The sequence below is a fragment of the Psychrobacter sp. W2-37-MNA-CIBAN-0211 genome, from assembly GCF_040309405.1.
In the GTDB taxonomy this organism is placed as follows: Bacteria; Pseudomonadota; Gammaproteobacteria; order Pseudomonadales; family Moraxellaceae; genus Psychrobacter; species Psychrobacter glaciei.
The window spans coordinates 141,607-157,296 of the sequence record NZ_JBEOOU010000005.1 but is presented as its reverse complement, the minus strand read 5'-3'; the positions used below and the strand labels follow the sequence as shown (position 1 = coordinate 157,296).

The window sequence follows — 15,690 nt, the reverse complement described above, 5'->3', positions numbered from 1 at the left end:
TCCGTTGATTATTCATCAATGAATTGCAACAATTGCAACAGTGGCTCGATAGCACTTACCATGTTCTACCTAATAAAACGCTATCCAATAAAAAACGCCTTCATCGAAAGGCGTTTTTTATTGAGGTGTAATTTTAACTATTTGGTCAAAATTAAACGATTGTTGCGGGTTAAGCGTAAGCGGTATTCCTCACCTTCGTGTTCAATACGTACTTCTTTGGTCAAGGCAAACAGATGCTGTGACTGTAAAGTTGGTAGACGGTTTTCGCGGCAGTTCAAGTAACGAGAGATAACCATGCTCATAGTAAATTCCTTTTGATAAAACAGTTGAGTAGTCGACATCAGAGAGTAACAATTATTAACGATAATAATTATCATTTAGATTGAGTTTTTTTGCAAGGTAATTGATAAAATAAAATGCAGTTATTATGTAAACTTATATGAAGCAGTAGTGATAAAGCCCATCTCAAGTGCATTTTCACCAGTTTTGTCTACCTTTTGATTCCATAGCAGACCGCCATTTCAAGTTATTATCAGCAAACAATGAAATAAGCACTTAAGGACAGTATTATGCCAAACTCCTCAAAAATCCCAGCAACGAGTCATCAAAAGATTGTAAATGTCGCTGTCGCTGTTATTCATTATCAAGCACAGTATTTGCTTGGATTCCGCGATGCGGCTCAACATCAGGGTAATCGTTATGAGTTTGTAGGTGGCAAGATTGATGCGGATGAAACCGCAAAACAGGCATTAATACGCGAAGTCGCTGAAGAAACTGGGATCGATATCCATGACAATACTGTCGTCAAACTTGGACGACTGCATCATGATTACGGGGATAAGCAAGTAAGCTTGCAGGTCTATAATATTGAGCTGACAGCGCTACAGTACGAACAGCATCGCCATCTTCGCTATGGCTTAGAAGGGCAGGCGCTAAAATGGGTCAATAAATCTGCGCTATTGGCGGGAGAGTATCACTTGCCTGCTGCCAATAAAACGATTCTTGAATGGTTGCGACTACCCACGCAGTTAGCGATTACTTATCCTTTGGCACACTTTAGTGATCAGCCCAATCCAGCAGCAGAATGGTTGACTTACCACGAGGAAAAGGTAGCGTCTCATGCTTGGCTATACATTCGAGTTAAGGAGTCAGGCTTTGATAACAGCGTAAAGCAACTGATGACTTTGCGTCCAGATATTCAGGTGATTCTGCCTTTTGATTATCACATGCAATCTGTGCAACCCGACTATCAAATCGTTGTTCATCAAGTCGTTGCTCATCAAATCTCTCAGACTGCGCTCATGACATGGTTTAATAATGGGGAGCACGTTTCTGTAGGTGAGCAGACGTCATTTAACGATCGACCATTGATAGTCAGTTGTCATGATGCGGTTAGTATTTATGCTGCCAATAAGCTTGCTAATGCTCGTTTACAGCAGCAGCTACCACCAGTTATCGGTGTTTTTCTGTCACCGTTATTAGCGACCCAAACTCACCCTGATACTGCACCATTAGGTTGGTCAGATTGGTCAGCTCTGGCACAGTTGGCTGATATGCCTGTCATCGGCTTAGGTGGATTGTCACCAGCCATGATTGGGCGAGTCGCTCAGTTCGGTGGTATCAGCGTGGCAGGTATTCGTCAGTTTATTTAGCAATTTGTTTAGGACGTATCTTTATTTTTATCGGGTATTTGTCATAAAAGGTTCATTCAATTAATGGATCTTCTCTATATTTATCCAGCCAGTAACTCTGTGTTTATTCTTTAGCACAAACATAGAATTACTTACAAACCGTTGCGTTTTCCTACATTGCAACACTGTTTTAATCGTAGTGCTGCCATTAAGATAAGCTATCAAATTAGAAAGTGTCCATTAGATAGTGCCGATTAGAAAGTGCCCATTAAAAAGTACCCACGCTATCTTTTATAAATAACGATTTTAGTGTTTATAAGCCAACAATCGGGTCAAGCTGTTTTCACTACTTCTAATAACATTTAATTTTACTCGTATTATTTTTCACATTAGCAGTGTGTTTGAGCAAGAAATTAAATGGTAATCATTTGATAATTGATCAATTTTAACCATCACCACTAATTAATGGTACCTCTATGAAAACCAATAAGTTACCTCAGTCAGCATGGTCTGATTCACAGGCAGCCGGTTCTCAAGCGCAGCAACTCAGCCAATCAAAGGCTCGCTATCCTCATGATAGTGGGCAACATGCCAATAGTGCTAGCAACGATGCTAGCTATGACAGTTATGACAGTTATGACGATGAACGTTCAGACCATTTGGCAAGAGATACGTCTCTGCAAGACAGCTATTTTGGATACAAGAGTATCGACAAAAGCCTTACACAGGCAAAAGAGTTTGCTATGATTGAAAACGGTAGTACCGGCAGTAACGATCCAAAAAAGAGTGATCCAGAAGATTTTGACACAGCCAATGGCTACAAAAAAGCCAGTGGCTCTCAAAAAATCAGCGGTTATAAAAAAACCAGCAGTTATAAAAAAGTGCAGAAGAAACAAGCACAAAAAATCAGTGAATTAGACACACTTATGTCAGAAGATTACGCTGATACTTCAACAGAAAAACCTCAAAAAACCGATGATTTATCATTGACTACCACTTCATACAAAAAAATACCGGAGCGTATATTCATGAACGGGCTTATCAAGCATACCGGCATTGCCTTAGCGATTATTATACCGTTAGCAGCGTTTTCGGCATATGCCGCACCGTTGCCGGCTACAATGTCTGCCAATAAAACCTCTGCTACGGCGACGACTGATAAAGCGACAACAGAGACATTGTTGGTGAAGCCTAGCAGTATCATGCATAGTTCTGCCAATGTACCGACGACCGTCGATAGTGTGGATCTCAAACAATATGCAGGTACGTGGTATGAGATAGGTCGATTGCCGATGTATTTTCAGCGCAATTGTGCCAGTGATGTCACTGCCAATTACACCGAAAAAACAGATGGCTCAGGAATTATAGTTACTAATAAGTGTCAGGCTGAAGACGGTTCAGGCATTATAGCTAAGGGATTGGCAAAACCTGCTGACGATACGGGTAGCAAATTGAAAGTCACATTCTTGCCTTCATGGATTCGCTGGTTGCCAGTTGGTCGCGCTGATTATTGGGTGTTGGCACGGGATCCGGATTACAAGACAGCTTTGGTCGGTACACCCGATAAAGGTAGTTTATGGTTGTTGGCACGGTCGCCCAATATCAGTCAGGAAACTTACGCAAAGTATCGCCAAATTGCCCAACAACAAGGGTATGATTTAAAAGAATTTAAGCTGACAGCGCACAGTAATCAAACGGTTACTCTGGTGCCATAACCGTCTAAAATATTTGTGTTTATCAAAAGGTAGCGTAATAAGCTGCCTTTGTTTTTATAATCTATTAAATATACCCTCAAAACGCCTTATAAGTGCTTGCTGATCGGTTAGCACTGGCAAAATAGAGCGTTTTAAGCTAAAATCTAGGCGATCTAAACACTCTGATGAAAATGATTGACATGAATATTCTTCTGTCATTTTATTTGAGTAGCTACTTAGACTAAATTTAATCTATCTATTTGATACTTTTTCATAATACTTTACTGATCATAAGGATGTTTCTCGTGAGCAATGCTGATACCTTACGCCAACTACATCAAGAGCACTTGAGCAATTACAACAACCAAGAGCAACAAGCGATCGAGCTTATGGGGCTATTGAACAAGCTCTATAATGAGCAAGATGTACAAGTAACATTGTTCGGTGAAACGCTAGGTACTACCTCAGTTGGTCAGATATTAGCACTACACCAAAAAGTAGCACTGCGCGACCATGGCGCTAAGGCTATCGATATCGCTGACACGTTAGCAATGGTAAAAGTCATCGCAGAGAGCAAAGACATTCAAGCCACTCGTATCGACGTTGGTCAATTGATTGCTAATGACACTGACGTACAAGCTGCACTAAAATCTGTCAATAATGCAGGTGCCGTGAATGGTGCGACGGACGTTGTATTGTATGGTTTTGGCCGTATTGGTCGTATTTTGACCCGTCTGCTACTGTCACAAGCATCAAGTGCAAAAGGTCTGCAACTAAAAGCCATCGTTGTACGTCCAGCTGCTGCTGGTGATTTGGCTAAGCGTATTTCATTGCTTGAGCGTGACTCGATTCATGGTAGGTTTTTGGGTGGCATTAGTATCGATGATGACAATAACGGTATGATTATTAACGGTCGTTTTGTGCAAGTGATTTATGCCAAAGACCCTAGTGAAATCGATTACAATGCTTATGGTATCGACAACGCTTTGGTCATCGATAATACAGGTATCTGGAAAGATGAAGCAGGCCTTGGCAAGCACCTACAATCTACTGGTGTGAAAAAAGTTCTGTTAACTGCACCTGCTGGCGGCGATATCAAAAATGTGGTCTATGGTGTGAATAACAATACGGTTGGCGAAGATACTATCGTTAGTGCTGCTAGCTGTACGACCAATGCCATTACACCAACGCTTAATGTGCTGAACGATGAGTATGGCATCGAAAACGGTCACGTAGAGACTATCCACTCATTCACCAATGATCAAAACTTAGTTGATAATTATCACAAAGCAGACCGCCGTGGTCGCAGTGCTGTGATGAACATGGTTATCACGAGCACAGGCGCGGCAAAAGCAGTTGGCAAAGCATTGCCAGAACTAAGTGGTAAATTAACGGGTAATGCTATCCGTGTACCAACGCCAAATGTCAGTTTAGCTATTTTAAATTTGAACCTTAAAACGGCACCAAAAAGCGCTGATGCATTAAATGAATTTTTGCGCAAGATGGCCAACAGCAGTACTTGGCAGTCGCAAATTGCTTATACTGACTCTACAGAAGCCGTATCAACGGATTTTGTTGGCACGACTCATGTCGGTATCATCGATGCTCAAGCGACTATTTTGACGGATAATCATGCCATTGTTTACATTTGGTATGACAATGAAGTTGGCTACAGTACGCAAGTATTGCGTTTGGCAACGCAAATGGCTGGAATCAGCTACACTCAGATTCCAGCATAAAAAGTCTAAGGTGACATCATTTATGCGGTAGTATTTATGCGGTAGTACCTTGCAATCCGTATAGATTCGTCGGTTTTTAGATGCGCTAGTTTTTAGATGCAGTACTTAAGCACCCGATAGTCCGATTGGTTATCGGGTGTTATTGTCATAATGACTACCAAGGGCGGCTTCACACACGGGTCGCAAATATTTTTTAAATCAGTTTTTAAAATTATTGGTTTTTATAACCACACAAACACATAGCTATACCCTAAAATACAGTCGCTGACTGTAACCAGTTGATAAACTGGATGGTAAATTAAGGAACGTAAGATGCGATTTATTGATGAAGCCGTCGTAACGGTAAAAGCAGGTGACGGTGGTAACGGAATCGCCAGTTTTCGCCGAGAAAAATATGTCCCACGTGGTGGACCTGATGGTGGAGATGGTGGCAAGGGCGGAGATATTTACGTCATTGCAGAGGATAACACCAACACCCTAGTGGACTATCGTTATACCCGTCGTCACGATGCTATGCGAGCAGAGAATGGCCACAGTAGAAACTGTTCAGGCAAGGGCTCTGATGATTTGTTTTTACCAGTACCTATCGGTACCACGGTAGTTGATACCGAAACTGACGAAGTGTTGGGTGACTTGGTTGAACTTGATCAGACGTTACTGATTGCCAAAGGTGGCGATGGTGGTTTGGGTAATACCCATTTCAAAAGCTCGACCAACCAAGCACCACGTAAGGCTACGTCTGGTTTTGAAGGTGAGTTAAAAGTTCTTAAATTTGAGCTAAAAGTTGTGGCTGATGTTGGCTTGATTGGTTTGCCTAATGCTGGTAAATCTACCTTTATTCGTCAAGTCTCTGCTGCTAGACCAAAAGTTGCTGACTATCCGTTTACCACCCTCGTTCCGAATCTAGGTGTGGTTGATATCGGTCGTCATCGCTCATTTGTGATGGCAGATATTCCAGGTTTGATCGAAGGTGCTTCAGAAGGTGCTGGACTTGGCATTCGTTTCTTAAAACATGTGGCTCGTACTCGTCGTCTGTTACATGTGGTTGATGTAAAGCCAATTGATGGCAGCGATCCGGTAGCCAACGCTTGTGTTATCTTGAATGAACTTGAGCGTTTTTCGCCTGAGTTATCCAACTTGCCCCAGATTTTGATATTAAACAAAATTGATCAGGTGCCTGACGAAGAGTTAGATGAGCTTTGTACTCATATTGTCGCCGAGCTTGAGTGGACAGGCGATGTATTTCGCACGTCAACCTTAATGGGTGAAGGGACTGATGCAGTTAAATATCATTTAATGAATGAGATTGAGCGTGAGCGTGAGCGTGAACTAGAAGATCCTATCTTCGCTGAAGCACAAAAGGCGCGTTTTGAGCGTTTAGAAGCAGAAGTGCGTCTCAATACTGAAGCTCAGCGTGAAGCATATCGTGCGGCTCGCAAAGCGGCGCGTGAAGGCACAGACTTAGTCAACGAAGACGAACTGGATGATGATGACGATGGCGTTGAAGTCGTATACGTTCCCTAAGTTATTTCGTTTGAGTTGATATATTTGAGCTGATTTTTTAAATTAACCCCCGTAATTAATCCATAAAAGAAACAGGAGTTTATATGGCAGGTGACATAGAAAACACGACCGAAGAGGCAAGGTTTATTAAGCAAACTCGCAACTTTGATATTCAGCGCGTTATTGTCAAGATTGGTTCATCGTTATTAACTAATAACGGTCGAGGGCTAGATCGTACTGCCATATATGAGTGGGCAAAACAGATTGCTAAGCTGCACAAAAAAGGTGTGGAGGTGCTACTGGTATCGTCAGGTGCCGTTGCTGAAGGTGTGGTACGTATGAACCTTGAGGAGCGCCCTAAGAAACTAGCTGCACTACAGGCCTGCGCTTCTATTGGTCAAATGGGTCTGATTGAAACGTGGTGGTCAGCATTGATCCAGCATGGTATTCAAAGCTCGCAGCTACTATTGACTCATGATGATTTGTCCAACCGTAGCCGTTACCTCAATACGACGGGTGCGCTGACGCAATTACTAGAATGGCGCGTACTACCTGTCATTAATGAAAACGATACCATCACTATTGATGAGATCAAATTTGGTGATAATGACACGTTAGGTGCAATGGCAGCAGCGATGGTCAATGCTGACTTGTATATTATCCTAACCGATCAAGACGGTGTGTTTACTGATAACCCACGTGACAATCCTGATGCCAAAATGATACGTCAAGAGCGGGCGATGGCTGATTACTTGTTTGATATCGCAGGGGATGGTGGCAAGCTCGGACGCGGTGGTATGTTGACCAAAATCCGTGCTGGTCGTCTTGCAGCGATGGGTGGGTGTCCAACCGTTATCGTAAGCGGTGCTATTGATGATGTTATCACTCGTGTCGTTTCAGGTGAGGCAGTGGGTACATTACTGACTACCAACGAAGAAGACAAAATCATTGCTCGCAAACAATGGCTTGCAGCGCATCTGCGCATGTCAGGCAGCTTGATTGTCGATGCTGGTGCAGCTAGAGCGCTGACTGAACACAATAGAAGCTTGCTGCCAGTTGGGGTCGTAGAAGTGCGCGGCGGTTTTGATGAAGGCGATGTGGTAGAGATTATTCATCAAGATACAAACGAACGTATAGCCGTCGGGCAAGTGAATTTTTCATCGCATGATGCGCGACGTGTGGCTCGTGAGCGTACCGAAAGCTTTGATAAAATTTTCGGTAGTAATGAAGAGCGCGTTGTCATGGTACATCGTGACAACTTAGCATTGACGGTATAGTCAATCCTATATAAATTGGATACGCTGTCAGTCTCGCTTAGTCTACTATTTACAGCACTTTTTATAGCACTTTCGCTCCACTTTCTTATATCCAAATTATATTGAACCAACTATATAATTTGGATATGGCCTGTTTGCAGGTGCTGATGAGTCATAGTGATGTGTCGGTTGATAGCTTATATACGTCATAGCATGACTTATCAACGTTTGAAAACTGTCAACATGTAGGCATTTATCAGTATTTAGCAGTAACGAGCACTCAAAAATCTAAGAACCAGTATTACTTAATGATACGAGACGTTTTTGGATTCAAAGACAGCGTTGACTAAAATGTGTCTTTGAATGAAAGCTTAATTATCCAACGTGCAACGCGTTTTATATCCTTTATATTCAACTTATTTTATCCAGCACGGTATTCATTGAAAATAGTAACAATGAATACCGTGCTGCTTTGGAGATTTGTACATGAGTGCTTCAGACCATAGCAACTCGCTTCAGCAAGAATTTGCCCCTTTAAAAAACGACAGATTGCTCCGCGCATTTCGTTTTGAGACGATAGACACCACCCCAGTGTGGATGATGCGTCAAGCAGGTCGTTATTTACCAGAGTACAAAGCCACCCGCGCTGAAGCAGGTGATTTTATGAGCTTGTGCCGAGATACTGACCGCGCAACTGAAGTCACTTTGCAGCCCTTACGTCGTTATGATTTGGACGCCGCTATTTTATTCAGTGATATTCTGACCATTCCTGATGCTATGGGATTGGGTTTGTATTTTGAAGCTGGAGAAGGGCCGAAGTTTAAACACCCTATTCGTACGCAAGCAGATTTAGATAGATTGCCTGTGCTTGATGTGAATGATTCTCTTGATTATGTCATGCGTGCGGTGACAAGTATTCGCAAAGCGCTTAATGGCCAAGTCCCCTTGTTTGGCTTTTCTGGCAGCCCGTGGACACTAGCGACTTATATGATTGAAGGCGCTAGCTCAAAGGATTATCGTTATACCAAAGGCTTTTTGTATAGCAACCCTGCTTTTTTGCATCAATTATTAGATAAGCTTGCTACGTCTGTTATTGACTATTTAGACGCGCAAGTCGTTGCTGGTGCTCAGGTGCTACAGATTTTTGATAGCTGGGGCGGCGCGCTTGGTCATCGTCAGTTTATCGATTTTTCACACGCTTATAATAAGCGCATCGTCGCTGAGCTAAAAGTGCGTCACCCTGATATACCAGTGGTATTATTCACCAAGGGCGGCGGACTATGGCTAGATATCCAAGCAGATAGTGAAGCGGATGCCTTAGGTCTAGATTGGACGATGCCGCTTGATCGTGCGCGTCAGGCGTTGACTGAGAGTCAGCGTCAATTGACTAAGCAGCATAAAAAACTACAAGCTAGCAAAGCGCTTCAAGGTAATTTGGACCCAGCAACCTTGTATGGTTCTCCTGAAACCATCCGCTCAGAAGTAAAATTAATGCTTGATGATGCCTATGCTAACGGCGAAAAAACCGGCTACGTGGCGAATTTAGGTCATGGTATTACGCAGTGGGTCAACCCTGATAATGCCAAAGTATTTATTGATGCCGTGCATGATTATAAAATCTAGCCACTGTTTTATTTAATCACCGTTTTATTTAACTACTCTGCTATTTAGCCACTGGGGTATTTAAATGCTATGATAAATTTGACTTATAAAGTTAAAATCCAGTGTTAGCTATAGCCTAGCAATTACATTATTGAGTAAAAGGGGATATCTTATGATTTCAGCAGCAATCGTCGGTGGCACAGGGTATACAGGTATTGAGCTGATTCGCTTACTATCCGCTCATCCTGAGGTTTCTATTGATTTGCTAACGTCACGTAGCGAAGCTGGTACACGTGCTGATGAGATATTCCCAAGCTTACGCGGTATCTCAGACATCGTCTTTAGTGACTTGGGTGATGATACACTTGCAACGTTGCAAAAATGTGATGTGGTATTTTTTGCCACGCCACACGGTGTCGCGATGAAGCAAGCGGAAGCGTTGACTCAAGCAGGTGTGCGAGTCATCGATCTGGCTGCTGATTTTCGTCTCCAGTCATTGACGGAGTTTGAGCATTGGTATCAACAGTCGCATGCCTGCCCTGAGTTATTGAAGACAGCTGTTTATGGTCTACCTGAAGTCAATCGCCACAAGCTTGCAAACGCCTTAGTAGTAGGGAACCCTGGCTGTTATCCAACCACGGCTATTTTGGGACTAAAACCCATTATTGACGCACAAAACAAGCAAGCAGCACGCTTGATCGACGCACGTATCGTTATTGATGCCAAATCTGGTGTTTCAGGGGCGGGACGTCAGGCAAGTTTGGCGCTTAATTATGCGGAAACGACAGACAATTTTAAAACTTATAGCGTTGCAGGTCATCGCCATTTGCCAGAGATTGAGCAAGGAGTTTCGCAGCTATTAGACAGTCAGTTTAGCCATCGTATTCGTTTTTTACCGCATCTAGTGCCAATGATTCGTGGGATGCTGAGCTCCATCCATATAGAGATGACTGAGGAAGGCGCGGCTATCGATTGGCAACAAGTATTTGAAGAGTGCTATGCGTCAGAGTTGTTCGTTGATGTCATGCCAAAAGGTATTTATCCTGATACGCGCAGTGTACGTGCCAGCAACCGTCTGCGGATTGCGGTACATCAAGACAATGACCGAGCTGAACTGACGGTTATCGTGGTACAAGATAACTTAGTAAAGGGCGCGGCAGGGCAGGCGGTACAAAATATGAATGTGATGTTTGGTCTTGATGAATCACTGGGATTGAATTTCGCGCCTATTGTTCCTTAATATTGAGGCGTGTTGAACGTTCATAAATAAGCACTGTCATGGTCGAGGGATCAAACATAACCTATTAAGTTACCTCATTTTTTTATTGTCACATCGTTCATATTGATGGTGCTAGGTATTGATTATAAATTCCGCTATAATAACCTGCCCTTACTGTTAAGAGATACTGTCTAAATGCGTGTTAAGATTGTACTACGCTTTTGCTCACAGCCAGCACGTCTATCGTGCCAAGACGCTATTTCATATAAATTGGAGCGTAGCCGACATTCTTTACAAGTCAGTAATGGCACTATCGATAGTCGGAACAGTCTCAGTGCGAGCCAAACAGGTGCTTCGACACTGGTACTGGCGCTTTTTGTCGTGGCCATATTAGCGACAGCTATCGTTGGGTTGGTGTTTGGTCACAAGCTTGGTTATCAGCGCGGCTTTCATGCGATGCAAACTGAAACCAAACAAGCGATTATCAACAGCACTGAGGCAACTAAAGAGCTGAAAGATCTACGTGTTAGCAATAAGATTGCCACGAGTGAAGCCGCCACTGCCAAGCAAGAGCTGGCGATAAGTTTGACAAATTTAGAAGAGTTACGCGCCACACAAAAAGAATTAACCATTGAAAACAAACAAGTTACCCAGCTTAATGAGCTTTATACTGAGGTGATTAGTGATAATGGTGGCATGCCACTACAGATAATTGGCGCTAATATTAAGCCGTTACCTGAGAACGCTTTCGAATATGGTTTTGATGTTGGTATGCTGAGTAAAGATGGCACTGCCAAGCGTTTAACACCAATTTTGACATTAATTGACAATGATGACTTTGTGGAAGTGCCACTAGATCCTGCCAGTTATTCGATCAAAGGTATTGTACGTATTCGTGGTCGCTTTATGATGCCATCAGGATTTAAGCCTTTACAGGCTAAACTGACTTTAAGAGCTGGTGGGCAACAAAAAGAACAGCTGTATGATTGGAGGCTTGGCGATAGGGTCGACAATATGCCGCTCTCCCTTTTAGACTTGCCAGAAGTAGATGAAAGTCCTATTGAACCTTGATTATTACTCAAATTTTAATAAGCACTTGAAATTTAGTGGTATGAGCCAAAGTTAGTTAAACATAATGGCTACTGATAGCAGCTAAGTGAAAGCAAAGGTGCTTTGTTACATGCCAACTATGCACCAAATAGCCTCTCTGTATAACCTCCTTTTTATTTAGAATTTACCTTATAATTATATTTTTATTATGATAAAACCTATGACTCTACAAGCTAGGCCAACCGTTTTCGATTGGCATTTTCCCAACATACCTGCACAGCGTGCTCAAGACAGTGTGCCAGAGGATGAGACGTCGCCGCAAGCAGACGTGCTCGTGGCCGAGCCAGAAGTGGCGAAGCCGCCGATGTATGCGGTCGTGATGTATAATGACAATTACACGCCGATGGAATTTGTCGTCTATGTTTTACAGTCGGAATTTCGCCACAGTGTTGATTCTGCCGTTGAAGTGATGTTGACGATTCACAACAGCAGTAAAGGTATTGCTGGTATCTATCCCAAAGATATCGCTGAAACCAAAGCCAAAAAGGTAAACAGTTTGGCTCATCGCGAAGGCTATCCTTTATTGACTCAAATTGAGCCACATCAGGGTGAATAGCCGTCACAACGGTTTTATTTTTTCGCAGCTTTTCACCTTGTTTGATATTATTTAATCAGCTATTTAATACTGCCACTTCCAAGAGTATATACCCGTAATATTTTTTAAAAGCCTTTTTACTAGGCAGTTCAACTATTACTTCACCGCAAATCAGCCCTCATACCTCTCCTAAGTAATCAGTCTTCTTTCTGCTTTGATCTTGATTTTTATCTCAAATAGCCTTATATACTAAACATAACGTCGTGTGATAAATGGATGTCTTGCGCTCAGTTTTTTAGCATTTCGCTATGTTCCTAATACCCTGATTATTTACGCCCTTATTTTGATAAGATCTTTTTTATTCTCAACTTCTCATTTGTGTAATTCGTTATTTTCTGACTTTCTCGTTTCCAACATCCCCTCATAAAGTATGCTTAGATACATTTTAGTATGCGTTAATAGATTGACTATGTTTGAGTATCATGTTGAGATAAAGAAAAGCGAATATGAATTATCACAATCATTGCTAGATAGGTCGAAACACTCACTAACTGATACACGGTACACTTCAATCATCGTTTGGTCGTGTCTCTTAATAATACTAACATTGCCCTTGAACAATACATCTATCGCCCTGATTTACTACCTAACTCATTCATAAAGCTATCAATTTATAAGATAGGTACAACCGTAGGAAGTCCTTATGTTAAGTCGTCATCTTGAAGTTTCTTTGCGTTTAGCAATGACACTTGCGCGCCAAAAATCGCATGAGTATCTCACTGTTGAACATTTATTGTTGGCACTGTTAGAGAACACGCATGCTGCCAACACATTAACGGCGTGCAATGCAAATGTTTCAACGCTACGTACCGAGCTCGAGGCTTATATCAATAAGCATACGCCAACGGTAGATGCAGAAACGGAGCAATCACCACAGCCAACCCAAAGCTTTGATCGCATCCTGCAACGTGCTATTTTTCATGTGCAGTCTATTGGTGGTGGTCGTTTGGTCGAAGGCTCAGATATCTTGGTATCTATGTTTTCCGAGCACGATACTTACGCTGTTTATTTGCTCAAAAAACAAGGCATCAGTCGTCTTGAGCTGACCCAGTATTTATCACATGGTCAAGATAAAGATGAGCCATCAGAGCCTCGTGCTTCTACGACTGGAGAACGTCGTAGTGCTTCTGAAAAAACCAGCAAAGATCCGTTGGTTGAGTTCGCTACTAACCTAAACCAGCGTGCGGCAGAAGGTAAAACTGATCCATTAATTGGACGTACTTCTGAGATTGAGCGTGCGGCGCAAGTACTCTGTCGTCGCCGCAAAAATAACCCATTGTTGGTTGGTGAGCCAGGGGTTGGTAAAACGTCTATCGCTGAAGGTTTGGCATGGTTAATTATCAATGATAAAGCACCAAAGCCGCTTAACGGCTGTGTGATTTATAGCTTAGATATTGGCTCACTCATTGCTGGTACTAAGTACCGTGGTGATTTTGAAAAGCGTATGAAATCGCTCCTTGATGCAATGAAGAAAAAGCCCAATGCCATCTTGTTTATCGATGAGATTCACATGATTATTGGTGCAGGCTCTTCAATGAGTAGCAACATGGATGTGTCTAACCTAATCAAACCGGCGCTTGCCAACGGTGAATTGCGTTGTATTGGTTCAACGACCTTCACTGAGTATCGTCAGGTGTTTGAAAAAGACCATGCACTCTCGCGTCGTTTTCAAAAAATTGATGTGAAAGAGCCAAGTGTCGATGACAGTATCGATATTTTACGGGGTCTCAAACCGCGTTACGAAGAGTTTCACAACGTTGAATATACAGATGAAGCATTAGTCACCGCTGTACAGTTATCGGCCAAGCATATTCACGAGCGCTTTTTACCTGATAAGGCAATTGATGTTATCGATGAAGCTGGTGCTTATAAGCGTTTAGGCGTGATTCCGGATACCGATGATATCGAAGCAGAAGAAAGCTTCATTGCTGATTTGGAGCAAGACTTCGATGCGCAGATTGATGCCGATGTTGAAGCTCTTGAGAGCGATATTCATAATGACATAACCAGTAATGACGACGATAATGAAATGCAGGATGAAGCCAATACTGCAAAAGCCAATGATCGTGCTAAATCATCTGATGAGTCAAAAGCGGCGAAGGCCAAGAAAAAACCACCGATGAAAATCGATGTGGCAGACATTGAAGCCATCGTGGCCAAGCTTGCGCGTATTCCGCCCAAGTCGGTATCAAGCGATGATAAGAGTATTCTTGAGCATTTAGATCGTGATCTTAAGCATTTAGTATTTGGTCAAGACGAAGCGATTGAGACCTTGGCAGATGCCATTAAATTGTCTCGTGCGGGTCTAAAAGCGCCAGATAAGCCAATTGGGTCATTTATGTTTGCCGGTCCGACAGGGGTTGGTAAGACAGAAGTATCGCGTCAGTTGGCAAAATTATTAGGCGTAGAATTGGTGCGCTTCGATATGTCAGAATATATGGAAGCCCATACCGCATCACGTCTGATTGGTGCGCCTCCCGGCTATGTCGGTTTTGATCAAGGTGGACTGCTTACTGAAAAAATCAATCAGCATCCGCATTGTGTCTTATTGCTTGATGAGATTGAAAAAGCGCATCCTGATGTATTCAACTTGTTATTACAAGTGATGGATCATGGTACGTTGACGGATAATAACGGTCGTGTCGCTATCTTTAAGCAAGTGATCGTCATTATGACCACCAACGTGGGTGCTGATAGTATTAGCCGCTCTTCGATGGGCTTTACCCAGCAAGATCATAGCCGTGATAATACAGAATCGCTCAAACGTGTCTTTACCCCTGAATTCCGCAACCGCTTAGATGCTACCATTCAGTTCAATTCACTAGATACATCAGTGGTGGTGTCAGTGGTAGATAAATTCTTGGTCGAGCTACAAGTACAGCTTGATGATAAGCAAGTCACGCTAGAGATTGATGATGAAGTACGTGATTACTTGGCTGTAAAAGGATATGACCGTTTGATGGGTGCGCGTCCGATGCAGCGTCTGATTCAAGACGAAATCAAAAAACCATTGGCAAGTATGATTTTGTTTGGAGATTTGGTTAACGGTGGGGTTGTTCATCTTACCTTAGAGCCTGAAGCGGGCGATGAGCAAGATGGCGCTACCATGAAACTGGATAAGGTATCGGATAAAGGTTCAGCGAATAGTCGGATTATCTTAACAGTCGTTGAGACCCATGAGCCGCGCTCAGACTCTGAATCATTGGCCAGCTAAACGGTTTTACATTAGCTTTATAAAAACGGCTACCATATTGCTGTGGTAGCCGTTTTTTTATTGCTATAATTTATCAACAAACCTCATATCGTTTTTTGTTACCATCAACTTTTAAACCACGCTATAG

10 protein-coding genes and 1 pseudogene are annotated in these 15,690 nt (G+C 42.6%); 10 read left to right on the top strand and 1 reads right to left on the bottom strand.

Features of this window, described 5'->3' with window-relative positions; all coding sequences use genetic code 11:
* Positions 1–137 precede the first annotated feature (137 nt).
* A complete protein-coding gene (gene hemP / locus AAEY72_RS07575; protein ID WP_227672156.1) occupies positions 138–296 on the bottom strand; it encodes a hemin uptake protein HemP in 159 nt (52 codons plus the stop codon).
* Between the two features lie 273 nt (positions 297–569).
* Here hemP and AAEY72_RS07570 point away from each other — a divergent pair, with 273 nt between their 5' ends.
* The 10 genes and pseudogenes from AAEY72_RS07570 to AAEY72_RS07525 all read left to right on the top strand — a co-directional run.
* Positions 570–1,652: an NUDIX domain-containing protein gene (locus AAEY72_RS07570; protein WP_201590981.1), complete on the top strand. Its 1,083-nt coding sequence runs from the start codon at positions 570–572 to the stop codon at positions 1,650–1,652.
* 455 nt (positions 1,653–2,107) lie between these two features.
* A complete protein-coding gene (locus AAEY72_RS07565; RefSeq protein ID WP_352310084.1) occupies positions 2,108–3,346 on the top strand; it encodes a lipocalin family protein in 1,239 nt (412 codons plus the stop codon).
* A 275-nt stretch (positions 3,347–3,621) separates the two neighbouring features.
* Positions 3,622–5,064 (top strand): glyceraldehyde-3-phosphate dehydrogenase, encoded by a 1,443-nt coding sequence (locus tag AAEY72_RS07560; protein WP_352310083.1) that lies wholly within the window; start codon positions 3,622–3,624, stop codon positions 5,062–5,064.
* A gap of 312 nt (positions 5,065–5,376) precedes the next feature.
* The gene (cgtA, locus tag AAEY72_RS07555) at positions 5,377–6,588 is read left to right on the top strand and encodes an Obg family GTPase CgtA (RefSeq protein WP_010200157.1); all 1,212 of its coding nucleotides are present in this window, start codon (positions 5,377–5,379) and stop codon (positions 6,586–6,588) included.
* An 83-nt stretch (positions 6,589–6,671) separates the two neighbouring features.
* Positions 6,672–7,844 carry a glutamate 5-kinase gene (gene proB / locus AAEY72_RS07550; RefSeq protein ID WP_201590950.1) on the top strand — a complete coding sequence of 391 codons (1,173 nt, stop codon included), beginning with the start codon at positions 6,672–6,674 and terminating at the stop codon, positions 7,842–7,844.
* 465 nt (positions 7,845–8,309) lie between these two features.
* Positions 8,310–9,446 carry a uroporphyrinogen decarboxylase gene (gene hemE / locus AAEY72_RS07545; protein ID WP_352310082.1) on the top strand — a complete coding sequence of 379 codons (1,137 nt, stop codon included), beginning with the start codon at positions 8,310–8,312 and terminating at the stop codon, positions 9,444–9,446.
* Positions 9,447–9,597: 151 nt separating this feature from the next.
* Positions 9,598–10,665 (top strand): N-acetyl-gamma-glutamyl-phosphate reductase, encoded by a 1,068-nt coding sequence (gene argC / locus AAEY72_RS07540; RefSeq protein ID WP_352310081.1) that lies wholly within the window; start codon positions 9,598–9,600, stop codon positions 10,663–10,665.
* 174 nt (positions 10,666–10,839) lie between these two features.
* On the top strand, positions 10,840–11,715 hold the full coding sequence (locus AAEY72_RS07535) for a hypothetical protein (protein WP_201590941.1): 876 nt from the start codon (positions 10,840–10,842) through the stop codon (positions 11,713–11,715).
* 199 nt (positions 11,716–11,914) lie between these two features.
* Positions 11,915–12,310 (top strand): ATP-dependent Clp protease adaptor ClpS, encoded by a 396-nt coding sequence (locus tag AAEY72_RS07530; protein WP_240215470.1) that lies wholly within the window; start codon positions 11,915–11,917, stop codon positions 12,308–12,310.
* A gap of 682 nt (positions 12,311–12,992) precedes the next feature.
* Positions 12,993–15,414, top strand: a pseudogene (locus AAEY72_RS07525) (AAA family ATPase); the annotation flags it as partial.
* Positions 15,415–15,690 lie beyond the last annotated feature (276 nt).